12 protein-coding genes and 1 riboswitch are annotated in these 17,457 nt (G+C 60.6%); of the genes, 10 read left to right on the top strand and 2 right to left on the bottom strand.

Annotated elements, in window-relative coordinates:
• The first annotated feature begins 12 nt into the window (after positions 1 to 12).
• Entirely contained in the window at positions 13 to 777 is a 765-nt protein-coding gene (locus HX790_RS09260; protein ID WP_003214336.1) for an ABC transporter ATP-binding protein, read from the top strand.
• A gap of 245 nt (positions 778 to 1,022) precedes the next feature.
• Positions 1,023 to 2,003, top strand: a complete 981-nt coding sequence (locus tag HX790_RS09255) for a GlxA family transcriptional regulator (protein WP_017138427.1) — start codon at positions 1,023 to 1,025, stop codon at positions 2,001 to 2,003.
• A gap of 7 nt (positions 2,004 to 2,010) precedes the next feature.
• Here the strand turns inward: HX790_RS09255 and HX790_RS09250 are convergent, their stop codons facing one another.
• Positions 2,011 to 7,047 (bottom strand): leucine-rich repeat domain-containing protein, encoded by a 5,037-nt coding sequence (locus tag HX790_RS09250; protein WP_176991457.1) that lies wholly within the window; start codon positions 7,045 to 7,047, stop codon positions 2,011 to 2,013.
• A gap of 299 nt (positions 7,048 to 7,346) precedes the next feature.
• Here HX790_RS09250 and HX790_RS09245 point away from each other — a divergent pair, with 299 nt between their 5' ends.
• From HX790_RS09245 to astE, 7 genes are all read left to right on the top strand, one after another.
• Positions 7,347 to 8,567 carry an aspartate aminotransferase family protein gene (locus HX790_RS09245; protein ID WP_017138425.1) on the top strand — a complete coding sequence of 407 codons (1,221 nt, stop codon included), beginning with the start codon at positions 7,347 to 7,349 and terminating at the stop codon, positions 8,565 to 8,567.
• Positions 8,568 to 8,813: 246 nt separating this feature from the next.
• A complete protein-coding gene (gene aruF / locus HX790_RS09240; RefSeq protein ID WP_017138424.1) occupies positions 8,814 to 9,833 on the top strand; it encodes an arginine/ornithine succinyltransferase subunit alpha in 1,020 nt (339 codons plus the stop codon).
• Positions 9,834 to 9,882: 49 nt separating this feature from the next.
• Entirely contained in the window at positions 9,883 to 10,908 is a 1,026-nt protein-coding gene (gene astA / locus HX790_RS09235) for an arginine N-succinyltransferase (protein ID WP_017138423.1), read from the top strand.
• Positions 10,905 to 12,374 (top strand): succinylglutamate-semialdehyde dehydrogenase, encoded by a 1,470-nt coding sequence (astD, locus tag HX790_RS09230; protein ID WP_176991506.1) that lies wholly within the window; start codon positions 10,905 to 10,907, stop codon positions 12,372 to 12,374. The genes astA and astD overlap by 4 nt, the downstream gene beginning before the upstream one ends.
• A gap of 169 nt (positions 12,375 to 12,543) precedes the next feature.
• Positions 12,544 to 13,890 (top strand): N-succinylarginine dihydrolase, encoded by a 1,347-nt coding sequence (gene astB, locus HX790_RS09225; RefSeq protein ID WP_017138421.1) that lies wholly within the window; start codon positions 12,544 to 12,546, stop codon positions 13,888 to 13,890.
• Between the two features lie 37 nt (positions 13,891 to 13,927).
• Complete coding sequence (locus HX790_RS09220; protein ID WP_003214319.1) at positions 13,928 to 14,218, top strand: hypothetical protein; 291 nt, start codon at positions 13,928 to 13,930, stop codon at positions 14,216 to 14,218.
• An 11-nt stretch (positions 14,219 to 14,229) separates the two neighbouring features.
• Positions 14,230 to 15,234 carry a succinylglutamate desuccinylase gene (gene astE / locus HX790_RS09215; RefSeq protein WP_176991456.1) on the top strand — a complete coding sequence of 335 codons (1,005 nt, stop codon included), beginning with the start codon at positions 14,230 to 14,232 and terminating at the stop codon, positions 15,232 to 15,234.
• A 166-nt stretch (positions 15,235 to 15,400) separates the two neighbouring features.
• On the opposite strand, the gene HX790_RS09210 is transcribed toward astE, so the two are convergent.
• On the bottom strand, positions 15,401 to 15,910 hold the full coding sequence (locus HX790_RS09210) for a 6,7-dimethyl-8-ribityllumazine synthase (RefSeq protein ID WP_003233516.1): 510 nt from the start codon (positions 15,908 to 15,910) through the stop codon (positions 15,401 to 15,403).
• A 114-nt stretch (positions 15,911 to 16,024) separates the two neighbouring features.
• Positions 16,025 to 16,194: riboswitch (FMN riboswitch) on the bottom strand.
• A gap of 182 nt (positions 16,195 to 16,376) precedes the next feature.
• Between HX790_RS09210 and ltaE the strand changes: the two genes are divergently transcribed.
• Positions 16,377 to 17,381, top strand: coding sequence for a low-specificity L-threonine aldolase (gene ltaE / locus HX790_RS09205; RefSeq protein ID WP_138450940.1), 1,005 nt, complete (start codon positions 16,377 to 16,379; stop codon positions 17,379 to 17,381).
• Positions 17,382 to 17,457 lie beyond the last annotated feature (76 nt).

The following is a 17,457-nucleotide window of genomic DNA, read 5'->3' as shown; positions in this document are numbered from 1 at the left end:
AGAACCGACCGCATGTACAAACTTGAAGTCCAAGACCTGCATAAACGCTATGGCAGTCATGAAGTGCTCAAAGGCGTGTCCCTGGCCGCCGCGGCCGGTGATGTGATCAGCATCATCGGTTCCAGTGGTTCGGGCAAAAGTACCTTTTTGCGCTGCATCAACCTGCTGGAGCAACCCCACGCCGGCAAGATTCTGCTCAATAACGAAGAGCTGAAACTGGTGGCCAACAAGGACGGCGCCATGAAGGCCGCCGACCCGAAACAGCTGCAGCGCATGCGTTCGCGCCTGTCCATGGTGTTCCAGCATTTCAACCTGTGGTCGCACATGACTGCGCTTGAAAACGTGATGGAAGCGCCGGTGCACGTGCTGGGCATGTCGAAAAAAGACGCGCGTGAAAAGGCCGAGCACTACCTGGCCAAAGTTGGTGTGGGCCATCGTAAGGATGCGTTCCCCGGCCACATGTCCGGCGGCGAGCAGCAGCGCGTGGCCATCGCCCGCGCCCTGGCAATGGAGCCGGAGGTGATGCTGTTCGACGAACCGACCTCGGCCCTCGACCCGGAACTGGTCGGCGAAGTGCTCAAGGTGATGCAGGACCTGGCCCAGGAAGGCCGCACCATGGTGGTGGTGACCCACGAAATGGGCTTTGCCCGTGAAGTCTCGAACCAACTGGTGTTTTTGCACAAAGGCATCGTCGAAGAACGTGGCAACCCGCGTGAAGTGCTGGTGAACCCGCAGTCCGAGCGGTTGCAGCAGTTTCTTTCCGGTAGCTTGAAATAATCAAGACTGCTTTTGTGCACTCAAATAGTGCATATTTCGCAGCCTTGAGGTCGCCTCGTTCCCTGTGGGAGCTGGCTTGCCTGCGATAGCGATATATCAGTAACCAGTGTGGCAACTGACCCACCGCCATCGCAGGCAAGCCAGCTCCCACATTGGTTCTCCATATGTTTTGAGATTTGTGTTCGTTTACCGGCTAGCATTGGCCCTTGTCTTCATTACTGTTACTCGCTTCGGATAGCCCCTAAATGACCGCCCATAAAATTGGTTTCCTAATTTGGCCCAGCACAAAAGCACTCACGCTTGCGCTGGCTGAGGAGGCTTTGCGCGTTGCTCAACGGGTGCATCCGGACGTTGTGTACGAACTGTCGTTCTTGCAGGCCGAGCCGCGCACCGAAGGTGCCTGGCAATTACCGGGCGAACCGTGGGCCGGCAAGCTTGAAGGCTTTCAGAAGCTGTTCCTGCTGGCGGACGAGCCACCTACCGTCATTGCGTCCCAACTCAGTACTGCACTCAAGCAGTTGGTGCGCGCCGGGTGCGTGATCGGCGGGTTGTCGGCCGGTGTGTATCCCTTGGCTCAGTTGGGTTTGCTCGACGGTTACCGCGCCGCCGTGCACTGGCGCTGGCAGGACGACTTCGCCGAGCGCTTCCCCAAGGTGATCGCCACCAGCCATCTGTTTGACTGGGACCGCGACCGCCTGACCGCCTGTGGCGGCATGTCGGTACTCGATCTGCTGCTGGCGGTGCTGGCCCGTGATCACGGTGCCGAACTGGCCGGTGCTGTCTCCGAAGAACTGGTGGTGGAGCGCATCCGCGAAGGCGGCGAGCGCCAGCGCATCCCACTGCAAAACCGCCTGGGTTCCAGCCATCCGAAGCTGACCCAGGCCGTGCTGCTGATGGAAGCCAATATTGAAGAGCCGCTGACCACCGACGAAATCGCCCAGCATGTGTGCGTGTCACGACGACAACTCGAGCGGATCTTCAAGCAATACCTCAACCGCGTTCCCAGCCAGTATTACCTGGAACTGCGCCTGAACAAGGCCCGCCAGATGCTCATGCAAACCAGCAAGTCGATCATCCAGATCGGCCTGTCGTGCGGCTTCTCCTCGGGGCCGCACTTCTCCAGCGCTTACCGCAACTTCTTTGGCGCCACCCCGCGTGAAGACCGTAACCAGCGGCGTAGCAGCAGCCCGTTTGAATTGTCGTCGGTGCCGTCCGAGCGTGGTTGAGTGGCCTTTATTGTTCGGTTTCTTCTTCTGATACGTCGGTTGACGACGCTGGGCTGAGTTGCGCGCGCTGCCTGACCTCCGGGATGCCAAAGTCCACTCCGGTGCGGTTGTAATACGGCACCAGCAGGGCGATCGTTTCAGGCGAGAACGTGTTGCCGCCAAGAACGAACCCATCGGCCCTGTCCGGCGCCACCTCAAGCAGGTCGGTGGGAAGTTCGGTTATCCGGTTGTTTCTCAGGTCCAGTTGATCGAGGGATGGCAAGTTGAACGTCCCGTTGGGTACCTCGGTCAGACCGGCATTTTCGATGATCAGGGTGGATAACCCGGACATCTTGCTGACGTCGGGCGTGATGCCCAGTGGGTTACCACTGAGGTCCAGGTACTCAAGGTTTTGCAGGTCGCTCAAGGCGTCGGCGCTGGTTGCGGTCAACCGCATACGGCTATGGGACAGGATCAGTGTCTTGAGTTTGGTCAGTTTGAACACATCGGCGGGAATGTCCGGCAGGGCATAACGATGAATATGCAGGGTTTCCAGGTTGGGAAAACGCACAAGAAAGCCTTCGGGAATTGAGGTGGCTTGCTCTGCGCTCAACTCCAGTTTCGACACATGTTTAAAGTCCATATTCAGCACCGGTAAATCGCCGAGTAAAGGCAGTTTCAGCGCCATTTCATGATCGGTGGTCGGCGGCTCCTGGCTTGAATCCAGACCGGTCTCCCGTCGCCAGCTCTCCTCCAGCAAGGCCTTGAGCTGGTGGCGAAGCAGTTGCTGTTGCGCTCGTACGCCTTCGTCCATGGGCGTGTCTATGAACGGGTACCGTTCAGGTATATCCAATGCCCACTCCTGCAAGTCTGTTTGCAGTCGCTCGTAGTCGGTTTTCAAGCGCAGGAGTGCGGGCATTGAGTCATTCAGCTCACCGGGCAACCTGAAGATAAAGTTATTCGCCTCGTCGTCAGTGAAGGTGGGGTAAAGCTCATGAACCAAGCGACGCTCGAATGGGTTGGCGTCTGCGCCGAAGTGTTCGCCGGTTCTCTGGCAGTAACGTTTGATCTTTTCCAGGGTGGCGCGTGAAAGGGGGTTGCCCGACAAATCAAACGCTCTAGCCCGTTCGGCGGGCAGGCTGAACAGCGCGTCGGGTAGCCTGCTCAGGTAGTTGCCGCTGAGGTCGGCGCTCGTGAGCTGAGGGCGATTGATCAGGTGTTCGGGGAATAGCGAAATATGCGTCTGGCTAAGGTTCAGCGTCTGCAACTCAGGCATTTGCCCAAGGTTGGGAGAAAGTGACAGCTGGTAGTTGCGGGAAAGGTCCAGGCTTCTCAATTGGCTCAAAGTGGCAAGCTGTGCACGGCTTTGTGTGGTCAGGTTAAGGTTGCAATTGCTCAGCGTCAGCCGATTGAGCTGGGTGCGCGCCATGACTTCGGGAGGCAGTGTGTTGAGTGCTATGTCGCTGATATCCAGCGTGCGCAGGTTGGGGAAGTGGGCCAAAAAGGCGGGTACGCCTTGGGTGGTGGGATAACCTTTCAATCTCAGGTTGCAGATGTGGTCGAAGTTGGCACTGATGGTGGGCAGTTCGCTTTGCAAGGGGGCGTCGAGGTGCAATTGGCGGCCAAGAGAAAACTCGCCGTCCTCCGGGGTCTCGTGCCGCCAGGCACGGAGCAGTTGGTGGGTCCAGATCCAGCGATTAAGTTTCTCTTCGGCAACGGTTGAGGAGAAAAGCGGTACTTCGGTGTTGAGGAAGGTTTGAGAGAGGTTGGAGCGCCAGGTCGCGAGGTCGGTTTCCAGTCGTGAAAATTCAGCCTTCAAATAATGAAGCGTCTGTAAGGGCGAGCCAGGGTGGCTTCGCATGGCGTTCAGTACATAGTCCACTTCTGCTGGGGCGAGGCGGGGATACAGTTCGTGTACTAACAGCGCCTCAAGGTTATTTGTGTTGCCAGGGGCACTCGCGTCGTAACCCTCCATGCCGCCGGGCAAGCGCATCAGCTTGGGGTCGTAAAAGGGCTTGCGCACTGGCGCAGTTGCCAGCAGCTCCCCCAGCGGCTCACGGGCCAGCGCGTACTGGCGCAAGGTCTGTTTCAGCAGTGGGCCTTGGCCAATGTGGATACCCAGCGCGTCGCGTTGCGCGTCGGGCAGTGCCTGGAGCACAGCGGTATAGAGGTCGGTTTCGCCGAACAGGGTGCCCTTGCCGTCTTCGGGAACGTAACCGCCATCAATGGCGCGCACCAAGGTGCGTTGGATCGGTGCCTGCAACGGGCCGATGGTGTCCCGTACCGTACCGGTGCGGCTGAAGTCGCGCACTTCCAGGCGTACCTGCGGCGACCACCCCGGCAGCTTTTCCAGGGAATGCAGCGCGAGTTGTTCTGTGTCGTTGCTTTCCAGGGCATCCATGTACAACCCTTCATACGCTCGACTGATCCTGACCTGATGCGCAGCCCAGCGTGCGCGCTCCACCAGATGCGTTGGCAGACTACCTTGATCCATGGCCAGCAGGTCTTGGCCGCTGGCGCCGAACAGCACCTCGTGCGCCGCACTGGTGGGCAGGCCGGGCGCACTGTCGATGATTTTTTGCAGGCGCGGGTCATCGGTGGTTTCCAGCCCTCGGTAGCGGGAGTCAAACAATGAAGCGCGCTTGGCCTGGGCTTGGCGTGCCAGCTGTTTACGCAATTTGGCCGCGCGCACGTGCAGTTGGGTGGCGGGGGTGCCGAATTCTTCCTCAAGCAGGATTTTGCGTTCTGATTCGTCCAGGGTTTCCAGCAGCGTTTTGAGAAAATCACCATTTTTCATCTGGGCTTCATGTATCTGCGCCACCGCCGAGTTTTCCTGGCCTTTATGCTCCCAGACGGTCTCACCTTTCGCGTTGAGAAAGCGCAAGGTCTTGGACTCGGGCCACAGGCCGGTCTGACTCAACAGCCAAAGCTGGGTTTGCGGGTCGGCTTTTTGATACTGCGCAGGGTCGTCACTGTTCATCTGGTCGATAAAGTCTTGCAGTTGCTGATCAATGGCGACGCGCTTGAGGGTGTCGGCCAATAGTGGAGGCGGTGGTTGGCGGTCCATATGCAGCTTGCGCAGGGCGGCATCGTCGGCGCCGCTGATGCGATGCGCCCATTCCAGGCGCGTCTCACTGAGTGTGTCAGCCGGTGGGCCGAGTCGACGCAGCAAGGTGCTGCGATCCCAGGTCAGTGGGCGATCTGTTGCTGTCAGCCAGGCGCCCTTGCCGTTGCTGATGATTTGCGGGCGGTAAGCGTGCGCGCGGGTAGGGTGGGCAAGGAAAGTGTTACCCAATTGCTGCTTGATGGAGAAGTGTCGTCCATTGAGTGTCAGGATCTGTTTATCCGCATGGGCATATAGCCCTTCGTGATTGGGGCGTGACTCGGGCGGTAGTTGAATGTCATGGGTGTAGGGCGCCAGGTCGGGCTTCCACAGGCGGGTCTTGCCGTCAGTTGTGACCGGGGTGAGCCGCTCAAAAAAGCGCCACAGTTCGTTGGGCAGTGCCTGTCGCAGCAAATCTTCGGCAATCGGTGCGCCGACTGCGAACATACCCAGTTGCACCATTTGCTCGAGGATCGACATCAGGTGCCCGAAGGCTTCACGCTTGAGGCCCTCAGCCCAATCGATGATGCCCTCGAATACGTCGTCGAGCAGTTGGTAAGCGGTGTAGCCCAGCATCAGCGCGCCCAGTGGTGGAAGGAAAGGGGTCACGATGAAGGCGGCGACTTCGAGAATGGCGTTAGCAACCTTCTGCACAATGTCCCAGCGTTGCCAGCGTGCCTTGCTGTCGGCGTCTGCGGTGGAGATGGCGGTTACCCGAGCGTCATTGAGCAGCTTGTCGAGCTTGGTCTCGTACAGGTGTTCGTAAAGATCACCGGTGATTTTCGTTGCATAGAACTGCAGGTTCGGGTTGACCACCGGTTCGTCGCGCCAGGCGGGGCGTGAGTCGCCGGGCTGCGGCGAGTGCCAGACGACTTTGGATAGCCGGCTGTTGAGGTCTGCAAAGAAGTAGCCGCGGTATTCTTGGTTGACGAAGCGGCTGAAAAACGCCTGGTAGTCGGCGTCGCGCAGCTTGTCGGCCAGGTCGCGCATGAATGCTGTGCCGTCGGGGTAATACTTGAGGGGCGCCAGTGGGTCGCCGGGAATGTACGCCACTATGGGGACTGCGCTTCGGTGCTGCTCCAGGTCGGCGGCGAACAGCACTATGCCGGTCAGCGGTGCGCCCATCAGGCTCAGGTCGTGGTTGAGCAGTACCTTGCCCTGGAGTGTCAAGCCTCTGAGGCCGTCGAGCTGCGCCTGGAGTGTGCGCAGCGTCGATTCGCTCGCGTCTTTTTTCAGGCGCGCCATGTGCACGCAGGTTTGCGCCTCGGCTTTGAGATTGGCGATTACCTTGCTGCGCAGCGATGCCTGCAGCGTGGCGTTCTGGAAGCCGAAAAAGCCTTTGAGGTAGCGTTGGTACTGCGCGCCGATGTCCAGCTCGCGGCACAGTCCGACGAATTGCGCGATGCTGATTTTTTCGCTCACAGCGGGCAGGGTGTCGAATTGCCCAGCGGCTGAGGGTTGGGTGATGAAGGTGGAGTCGGTGGTGTAAGCGGCTTTTTCGCCTTCGGCGGCGTCGAAATTGTGCAGCGCTGCGTCCACCAGCGACACGGTCCAGGCCTTGACGCCTCCCAAGTCCACAGGGAACAGCGGAACCGTCACGGGGGCGTAAAGGCGCAGGTAAGTGGCGGTGACATCCAGCTCAATGCCAAAGCGGGAAGTAAGACCCTGTTGCAGCAAGGGTGCCGCGAACGCTTGGGGCGCTTGCAGCGCTGCCAGGGCGGTGTCGAGCTGGTTTTGCGTGGCCCAGCTCTCGGCCATGGCTTGCTGGAGGGGGGCTTGTTGCTGGCGGCGGGTGTCGGCCTGCCAATCGGCAAACTCAAGCCGGGTGTTTTTCAAAGTCTCGCGCCGCGCGCTTGAGGCGTTGCCCAGCCATTGCGGCAGGCGGGTGTGAGCCCCGGCGGGCACCCTGCTGGCGGTGAGTGTCAGGTGTTGGGTGAGCGTGGTTTGAGTCAGGGGAGGCACGTGGCTGATCCTTCAGTGGGTTGAGTCACCGTCATCACAGCAAGTCTGATTGGCGTACAGGGGGCAGATAGTTAATACAACCTTCGAAATCAGCAGGCGATGCCCCTGCCTCTCAAACGATGCAACGTTTAAACTGCGCCATTGCGACGCTATTTGTCGCATTGGCGTAAACCCGCCAAAAACGCGGGTTGGCGCTATAAGAAGTTGTCGCTTGGCGGCAAGGCCGCGCTGAAAACTGTCCTTACAATCCCTGCATCGCCCGCCAGTTCCAGGCAGGCGTTCCTCTTCAGGAGACTCCGATGTCCGTTGAGCAAGCCCCGGTGCAACGTGCCGATTTCGACCAGGTGATGGTGCCCAACTACGCACCTGCCGCCTTCATTCCCGTGCGTGGCGCAGGTTCGCGCGTTTGGGACCAGGCCGGTCGCGAGCTGATCGACTTTGCCGGCGGCATCGCGGTTAACGTATTGGGCCATGCCCACCCGGCGCTGGTCGGTGCACTGACCGAACAGGCCAACAAGCTGTGGCACGTCTCCAACGTGTTCACCAATGAGCCGGCGTTGCGCCTGGCCCATAAGCTGATCGACGCCACCTTTGCCGAACGCGTGTTCTTCTGCAACTCCGGCGCCGAGGCCAACGAGGCCGCATTCAAGCTGGCCCGTCGCGTTGCGTTCGACCGTTTCGGCACCGAGAAGTACGAGATCATCGCCGCGTTGAACAGCTTCCACGGCCGTACTCTGTTCACCGTCAACGTCGGTGGCCAGTCCAAGTACTCCGATGGGTTCGGGCCTAAAATCACCGGCATTACCCACGTGCCTTATAACGACCTGGACGCGCTCAAAGCGGCCGTGTCGGATAAGACTTGCGCCGTGGTGCTGGAGCCGATCCAGGGCGAAGGCGGCGTATTGCCAGCCGAACTGGCTTACCTGCAAGGCGCCCGCGAACTGTGCGACGCCAATAATGCGCTGCTGGTGTTCGACGAAGTGCAAACCGGCATGGGCCGCAGCGGCCACCTGTTCGCCTACCAGCATTACGGCGTGACGCCGGACATCCTCACCAGCGCCAAGAGCCTGGGCGGTGGTTTCCCGATCGCAGCCATGCTGACCCGTGAAGACCTGGCCAAGCACCTGGTGGTCGGCACCCACGGCACTACTTACGGCGGCAACCCGCTGGCCTGTGCGGTCGCCGAGGCGGTGATCGACGTGATCAACACCCCAGAAGTACTGGCCGGTGTGAACGCCAAGCACGACCTGTTCAAGGCGCGTCTTACGCAGATCGGCAAGCAATACGGGATCTTCACCGAAGTGCGCGGCATGGGCCTGCTGATTGGTTGCGTGCTGAGCGACGCGTTCAAAGGCCGTGCCAAGGACGTGTTCAACGCGGCCGAAAAAGAAAACCTGATGATCCTGCAAGCCGGCCCGGACGTGGTGCGTTTCGCCCCAAGCCTGGTGGTGGAAGAGGCGGATATCAACGAAGGCCTGGACCGCTTCGAGCGTGCTGTGAAGACGTTGACGCAAGCTTGATGGACCGCTTGGCGCCTGGTGATCCGGGCGTCGAACAAAAATTCTAAAGGCCGGACCGGATCAAATGTGGGAGCCGCTTGTGTGGCGAGGGAGCTTGCTCCCGCTGGAGTGCGAAGCGCTCCCAAAATCTTGGGGCCGCTACGCAGCCCAGCGGGAGCAAGCTCCCTCGCCACACAAGCCCTCTCTGATTGAAAACCTGTCCGGCATTTTTTCCCCTATGAGTTTTTCGAGTTAAGGAGTGACACCATGCTGGTGATGCGCCCCGCGCAAATGGCTGATCTGGGCGAGGTACAGCGTCTGGCTGCGGACAGCCCGATTGGTGTCACCTCCTTGCCGGACGATGTGGAACGCCTGAGCGATAAAATCGCTGCCAGCGAAGCGTCTTTCGCGGCCGAGGTGAGTTTCAACGGTGAAGAAAGCTATTTCTTCGTGCTCGAAGACACCGAGACCGGCAAGCTCGCCGGCTGCTCGGCCATCGTCGCGTCGGCCGGTTACTCCGAACCGTTCTACAGCTTTCGTAACGAGACCTTCGTGCACGCTTCCCGCGAGCTGAAGATCCACAACAAGATCCACGTGCTTTCCCAGTGCCATGACCTCACCGGCAACAGCCTGCTCACCAGTTTCTACGTGCAGCCTGCGCTGGTTGGTTCGCCGTGGTCGGAACTCAATTCCCGTGGCCGCTTGCTGTTCGTGGCCAGCCACCCCGAGCGCTTTGCCGACTCGGTGGTGACCGAGATTGTCGGCTACAGCGACGAGAACGGTGATTCGCCGTTCTGGGACGCCATCGGTCGCAACTTCTTCGACCTCAATTACGCCGCCGCCGAGCGCCTGTGCGGGCTTAAAAGCCGCACCTTCCTCGCCGAGCTGATGCCGCATTACCCGATCTACGTGCCGCTGTTGCCGGATGAAGCCCAGGAAGCCATGGGCCAGGTGCACCCGCGTGCGCAAATCACCTTCGACATCCTCATGCGCGAAGGTTTTGAGACCGACCACTACATCGACATCTTCGACGGCGGCCCAACGTTGCACGCACGGGTTTCGGGCATTCGCTCGATCGCCCAGAGCCGCGTGGTGCCGGTAAAAATCGGCGAGATGGTCAAAGGTGTCGGCCGCCAGTACCTGGTGAGCAACGCGCAGTTGCAGGATTACCGCGCGGTGATGCTGGAACTGGACTACGCGCCCGGCAAGCCGGTGACCCTGGACCTGGAAGCGGCTGAAGCCCTGGGCGTTGGCGAAGGCGCAAGTGTGCGTCTGGTAGCGGTTTAAAAAGAGAGTTTCGCGGGTGGCTGCAAAGCGGCCCGTCTGAGGAGATAGCATGATCGTTCGTCCCGTACGCAGCAGCGATTTACCGGCCCTGATTGATCTGGCGCGCAGCACCGGCACCGGCCTCACCACCTTGCCGGCCAACGAGGAGCGCCTGACCCATCGAGTTGGCTGGGCGGAAAAAACCTTTCGCGGTGAAGCCGGGCGGGGTGATGCCGACTACCTGTTCGTGCTGGAAAACGACGAAGGCCGTGTGGTGGGCATTTCTGCCATTGCCGGTGCCGTCGGCCTGCGTGAGCCTTGGTACAACTTCCGGGTCGGCCTCACGGTCAGCGCTTCCCAGGAGCTGAACATTTACCGCGAGATTCCGACGCTGTTCCTGGCTAACGACCTTACCGGCAATTCCGAGTTGTGCTCGTTGTTCCTGCACGCCGATTACCGCACCGGCCTCAACGGCCGCATGCTGGCCAAGGCGCGCCTGCTGTTTATCGCCGAGTTCCCGCAGCTGTTCGGCAACAAGATCATTGCCGAGATGCGTGGCGTGTCCAACGACGCCGGGCGCTCACCGTTCTGGGAAAGCCTGGGCCGGCACTTCTTCAAGATGGAGTTCAGCCAGGCCGATTACCTCACCGGCGTGGGCAACAAGGCGTTTATCGCCGAGCTGATGCCGAAGTTTCCGCTGTACAGCTGCTTCTTGTCTGAAGACGCGCGTAATGTGATCGGCAAGGTCCACCCGGACACCGAGCCTGCATTGAGCATGCTCAAGAGTGAGGGCTTCAGCTACCAGGGTTATGTCGATATCTTCGACGCCGGCCCGGCGGTGGAATGTGAAACCAGCAAAATCCGTGCGGTGCGCGACAGCCAGTCGCTGGTGTTGGCCATCGGCACGCCGGGGGACGACGCTACGCCGTTCCTGATCCATAACCGCAAGCGCGAGGAGTGCCGCATTACTGCCGCTCCGGCCCGGCTGGCGGCAGGCACGTTGGTGGTCGATCCGCAAACCGCCAAACGCCTGCAACTGGTGGTGGGTGATCAAGTGCGCGCTGTTGCGCTGTCTGCTGCTCGGGAGTCGAAATAATGAATTCGCTGTATATCGCAGGTAGCTGGCTGGCCGGCCAGGGTGAGCTGTTTGAGTCGCGCAACCCGGTGACCCAGCAGGTGCTGTGGACTGGTAATGGCGCCACTGCCGAGCAGGTCGAGTCGGCCGTGCAAGCCGCGCGTCAGGCGTTTCCAGCGTGGGCCAGGCGCCCGCTGGAAGAACGCATCAGCGTGCTGGAAACCTTTGCCGCTGCGCTGAAAACGCGCGCCGATGAAATCGCCCGTTGCATCGGTGAGGAAACCGGCAAGCCGCTGTGGGAATCGGCCACCGAAGTCACCAGCATGGCCAACAAGATTGCCATCTCGGTGCAAAGCTACCGCGAACGTACCGGCGAAAAGAGCGGCCCGTTGGGCGACGCCACGGCCGTATTGCGCCACAAGCCCCACGGTGTGGTGGCGGTGTTCGGCCCGTACAACTTCCCGGGCCATTTGCCGAACGGGCATATCGTCCCGGCCTTGCTGGCGGGTAACACGGTGTTGTTCAAACCGAGCGAACTGACCCCCAAAGTCGCCGAGCTGACCGTGCAATGCTGGGTTGAAGCCGGTTTGCCGGCGGGCGTGTTGAACCTGCTGCAAGGTGCGCGGGAAACCGGTATCGCCCTGGCGGCCAACCCTGGCATTGACGGGTTGTTCTTCACTGGCTCCAGCCGCACCGGCAACCATCTGCACCAGCAGTTCTCCGGGCGCCCGGACAAGATCCTGGCCCTGGAAATGGGTGGCAACAACCCATTGGTGGTCGATGAAGTGGCCGATGTGGATGCGGCGGTCTACACCATTATTCAGTCGGCATTCATTTCGGCTGGCCAGCGCTGCACGTGCGCCCGGCGTTTGCTGGTGCCCGAAGGCGCCTGGGGCGATGCCTTGCTGGCGCGTCTGGTGGCGGTCAGTGCGACGATTGAAGTCGGTGCATTCGACCAGCAGCCGGCACCGTTCATGGGGTCGGTGATTTCCCTCGGCGCGGCCAAAGCCTTGATGGATGCCCAGGAGTGGATGCTGGCCAATGGCGCGGTGGCGCTGTTGGAAATGACTCAGCCGCAGGCTCAGGCCGCCTTGCTGACCCCAGGCATCATTGATGTAACCGGCGTGACCGAGCGTGAGGATGAAGAGCTGTTCGGCCCATTGCTGCAAGTGATCCGCTACGCTGATTTTGCCGGGGCGATTGCCGAGGCCAACAACACTCAATATGGTCTGGCTGCGGGTCTGTTGTCGGATTCCGAAGCGCGCTACCAGCAGTTCTGGCTGGAAAGCCGCGCCGGTATCGTCAACTGGAACAAACAGCTGACGGGCGCTGCCAGTACCGCACCGTTCGGTGGTGTGGGTGCTTCGGGCAACCATCGCGCCAGTGCGTATTACGCGGCGGATTATTGCGCGTACCCGGTGGCGTCGCTGGAGACCCCGAGTTTGGTATTGCCAGCGACACTGACGCCAGGGGTAACGCTGATCTAAATGTGGGTGCGGGCTTGTGTGGGAGCTGGCTTGCCTGCGATGCAGGCGCCTCGGTTTTTCAGTAAAACCGAGGTGATGCCATCGCAGGCAAGCCAGCTCCCACACAAGGTCAGTGGTGTGTTCAAGTAACTTGATGCCTATAAAAACAGATGTTCGTGGAGCCTCGCCGATGAAATCCTGTGAAGTCAATTTTGACGGTCTAGTGGGGCCGACCCATAACTACGGCGGTTTGTCCTATGGCAACGTCGCGTCCCAGAGCAACAGCCAGCAGTCTTCGAACCCCAAGGTTGCGGCGTTGCAGGGCCTGCAGAAAATGAAAGCCCTGATGGACATGGGCTTTGTGCAAGGCGTGCTGGCGCCGCAAGAGCGCCCGGATGTGGCCGCCTTGCGCAGCCTCGGTTTCAGCGGCACTGACGCCCAAGTGATCCAGCAGGCCGCCAAGCAGGCGATGCCATTGCTGGTGGCCAGCTGCTCGGCGTCGAGCATGTGGGTGGCCAACGCCGCCACGGTCAGCCCGAGCGCCGATACGGCGGATGGCCGCGTGCACTTCACCGCCGCCAACCTCAACTGCAAATACCACCGCAGCATCGAGCACCCGACCACCAGCCGTGTGCTGGGGGCGATGTTTGCCGACCAGAAGCACTTCGCCCATCACGCCGCGTTGCCGGCGGTGGCGCAGTTCGGCGATGAGGGCGCCGCCAACCACACGCGTTTTTGCCGTGACTACGGCGAGGCCGGGGTTGAGTTTTTCGTGTTCGGGCGCAGTGCGTTCGACACCCGTTACCCGGCGCCGCAAAAATACCCGGCGCGCCAGACCCTTGAAGCTTCCCAGGCGGTTGCACGCCTGCACGGCTTGAAAGATGACGGCGTGGTGTACGGCCAGCAGAACCCGGCGGTAATCGATGCCGGTGTGTTCCACAATGACGTGATCGCGGTGGGCAACGGCGAGGTGTTGTTTTACCACGAGGACGCGTTCCTCAATACCGAGCAGATGCTCGCCGAACTGCAAGGCAAGTTGGGCAAGCTGGGTGGCAACTTCCAGTCGGTGTGTGTGCCACGCGCCGAGGTCAGCGTCGAAGACGCGGTGCGTTCCTACCTGTTCAACAGCCAGTTGCTGACCCGCGCCGACGGCTCGATGCTGCTGATCGTGCCGGAAGAATGCCGCGCCAACGAGCGCGTCTGGCAGTACCTGCAAGGCCTGACGGCCTCCGGTGGGCTGATCCGCGAAGTCAAGGTCTTCGACCTCAAGCAAAGCATGCAGAACGGCGGTGGCCCGGCGTGCCTGCGCTTGCGCGTGGCCTTGAATGAATCGGAACTGGCGGCGGTGAACCCAGGCGTTATCATGACCGCGCCGTTGTACGAAACGCTGACCCAATGGGTCGACAAGCACTACCGCGACAGCCTGCGTGAAAGCGACCTGGCTGACCCGCAATTGCTGCTTGAGTGCCGGACGGCACTGGATGAACTGACGCAAATCCTTAAACTGGGCTCGGTTTATCCTTTCCAGATCAATTAAATCTGCCTCTTTTTACACCCTATGCTGAGAACAATTTATGACCACCGACACCCTCAAACTGATCCTTGAAGACACCGACGGCACCCAGCTGGAAACCTCCTGCACCCGCGTCGCCGTGGTGTGGCAGGGCAAGGAAATCTGGATCCAGCACGACGGCCGTGGCCAACTGCTGATCGGCGTGGACGTGGAAGAAGGTGACGCTGAATACGCCAACCTGCTGATGCGCCCACTGGCCACCAACCTGATGAGCCTGCAATTGGAAATGGAACCGGCCGACGTTGAAGGTGATGACGACGATCACGTTCACGGTCCTGGCTGCAACCACTAAGGAAGCTGCTTATGCTCGCCCTCGGCAAACTGCTTGAACTGACCCTCGCCGGTCGCGAACCGGCGCAAAAAATTCAACTGACTGTCGACGGCGTGCAGATGCGCTGGCTCAGCGAAGGCGCGCTTGAAGTGCGCCCTCCGCAGGCCTTGGACAACGGCGGCGACCTGCTGTTGTCGTCCGGCATCCATGGCAACGAAACCGCGCCGATCGAATTGCTCGACCGCCTGTTGCATGGCATTGCCCGTGGGGAGATCAAACCCCGCAATCGTATTCTGTTCCTGTTCGGCAACCCCGAGGCCATGCGCCGCGGCGAGCGTTACCTTGAGCTGGACGTCAACCGGCTGTTCAACGGCCGTCACGAACAAAACATCGGCCCGGAGGCCATGCGCGCCGCCGAGCTTGAGCAACTGGCTCGCAGCTTCTTCAGCCTGCCGGGCCGTTCGCGCCTGCATTACGACCTGCACACGGCCATTCGCGGCTCGAAGATCGAGCAGTTCGCGCTGTACCCGTTCAAGAACGGGCGCCAGCATTCGCGCCATGAGCTGGCGCGCCTGAACGCTGCCGGTATGCAGGCGGTGTTGTTGCAGAACAAAACCTCGATCACGTTCACCGCGTTCACCTACGAGCAACTCGACGCCGAAGCCTTCACCCTGGAATTGGGCAAGGCCCGACCGTTCGGGCAGAACCAGGGCGTGGATGTGTCACGCCTGGAGACACGGTTGAAGCAGATCATCGAAGGTGATGAGCCCGAAACCGAGAGCCTCGATGGCCTGCAATTGTTTGCCGTCTCTCGCGAAGTGATCAAGCACAGTGATGCCTTCCTGCTGCACCTGCCGGCGGATGTAGAAAACTTTTCGCCATTGGCCAAGGGCTACCTGTTGGCCGAAGAAGTGGCCAAGACCCGCTGGGTGATCGAGGAGGAGGGCGCGCGCATCATCTTCCCGAACCCGAAGGTCAAGAATGGTTTGCGGGCGGGGATATTGATCGTGCCGACCACGGATGCTGGCCTGATATAGGTCCCAAGACAGCCGCGATCAAATGTGGGAGCTGGCTCGCCTGCGATGGCGGCGGCACAGGCAACAGTGATGTTGACTGACCTGCCGCTATCGCAGGCAAGCCAGCTCCCACACAAGCAAGCGCCCACAAAAAACCCGGCTCTGAGGCCGGGTTTTTTGGTGTTGCTTAGACCGCTACAGCACGCGGCTCGCTGCGACGGATCGCACGCACCTTGTGCAGCGTGTCGGCGCACGTGCGCGCGGCTTCCTGGCCCTTGTGTACGAAGTGCTCGTAGAAGAAGGTGTGGTGCTCGCTGCCCGCGTGGAAGTGGTGCGGGGTCAGGGACACGGAGAATACCGGCACTTCGGTTTCCAGCTGAACCTGCATCAGGCCGCTGACCACCGATTGGGCGACGAATTCGTGGCGGTAGATGCCACCGTCCACCACCAATGCCGCGGCAACGATACCGGCGTAACGGCCGGTCTTGGCCAGCAGCTTGGCGTGCAGGGGCATTTCGAAGGCGCCGCCGACTTCGAAGAAATCGATGTCCGATTCCTGGTAGCCCTGGGCGATCATTTCGGCGAGGAAGCCTTTGCGCGATTGGTCGACAATATCCTTGTGCCAGCAGGCCTGGATAAACGCGACGCGCTCGCCGTGGTGGTTTTTGCTTTTGCTGTCGATTGCGGTGGGTTGCATGTTCTGACTCCTGTTTAAGAAAAAAACAGGGCGTTATGAATCGAATGGGATTTCAAGGGTACGAACAGCGGCATCATGCAGGCATGAGTTCATCGCGCGGCCCTTGGGTGCCAATCCCGTTCTCTCTTCATCCGGACTATGACCGTCGGCCCCGGGATCACACCGGGTCTGCTGACCTTGTCGCCGTCCTGCGTGAGCAGTTCGAGGCGCCAAGCGCTCGCGGGCTATGCACATTGCGTGCAATTACCGCCGGTGGGGAATTACACCCCGCCCTGAGAACGTTGCCGCCAGAACCCTGGCGGCGGAGAGTTTTTAACATGCTTTTTCAGAAACTGCACGATCGCCGTATCGATAACCTATATCGGTTTGTTTGGTTGGTATTCGATTGAATGCACGTGGGGCTTGATATTGCGTGGCTTTGCCCGCAGTAATCGTCAATACGACAACCCTATTCAGAGGCCCCCGGATGACCGTCATAGACCTGCGCAGCGACACCGTGACCCAACCCACCGCCGGCATGCTCAACGCGATGGCCACTGCCGTCAGCGGTGATGACGTCTACGGCGAAGACCCGAGCGTCAACCATCTGGAAGCCGAACTGGCCAAGCGCCTGGGCTTTGCCGCTGCGTTGTTTGTGCCGACGGGCACCATGAGCAACCTGCTTGCCTTGATGGCCCACTGTGAGCGTGGCGAGGAATACATCGTCGGCCAGCAGGCCCACACCTACAAATACGAAGGCGGTGGCGCGGCGGTGCTCGGCTCGATCCAGCCGCAGCCGCTGGAGGTGCAAGCCGACGGTTCGCTGGACCTGGACCACGTACTGGCGGCGATCAAGCCCGATGATTTCCACTTCGCCCGCACCCGCCTGTTGGCGTTGGAAAACACCATGCAGGGCAAAGTGCTGCCGCTGGCGTACCTGGCGAAAGCGCGGGCGTTTACCCGTGAACATGGCCTGGCCTTGCACTTGGACGGCGCGCGACTCTACAACGCGGCGGTGAAGCTCGGTGTGGATGCGCGGGAGATTGCCCAGCATTTCGACTCGGTGTCGGTGTGCCTGTCCAAAGGCCTCGGCGCGCCGATCGGCTCGGTGCTGTGCGGCTCCACCGCGCTGATCGCCAAGGCGCGGCGCCTGCGCAAGATGGTCGGTGGCGGCATGCGCCAGGCCGGCTCGCTGGCGGCGGCGGGCTTGTATGCCCTGGATCATCAGGTGCAGCGCTTGGCGGATGACCACGCCAACGCCCAATGGCTGGGCGATGCACTGCGCGACGCAGGCTTTGAAGTGGAGCCGGTGCAAACCAACATGGTGTACGTGCAGATTGGCGATCAGGCCCAGGCGCTGAAGGCCTTTGCCGCCGAACGCGGGATCAAGTTGAGCGCCGCGCCGCGTCTGCGCATGGTCACTCACCTGGATGTCAGCCGAGTGCAGATGGAGCAGGTGGTGCAGACATTTGTCGAGTTTTCCCGAAAATGATCGTGCAGACCGTCTAATTGACTGTTTCTATCGCATAAACACGCTGTACCACCGGCAAAGGGCCGATATAATGCGG

Origin of the sequence: Pseudomonas sp. IPO3747 (genome assembly GCF_013385245.1) — a bacterium.
GTDB lineage: Bacteria > Pseudomonadota > Gammaproteobacteria > Pseudomonadales > Pseudomonadaceae > Aquipseudomonas > Aquipseudomonas edaphica.
This window is presented reverse-complemented; position numbering and strand designations above follow the sequence as displayed.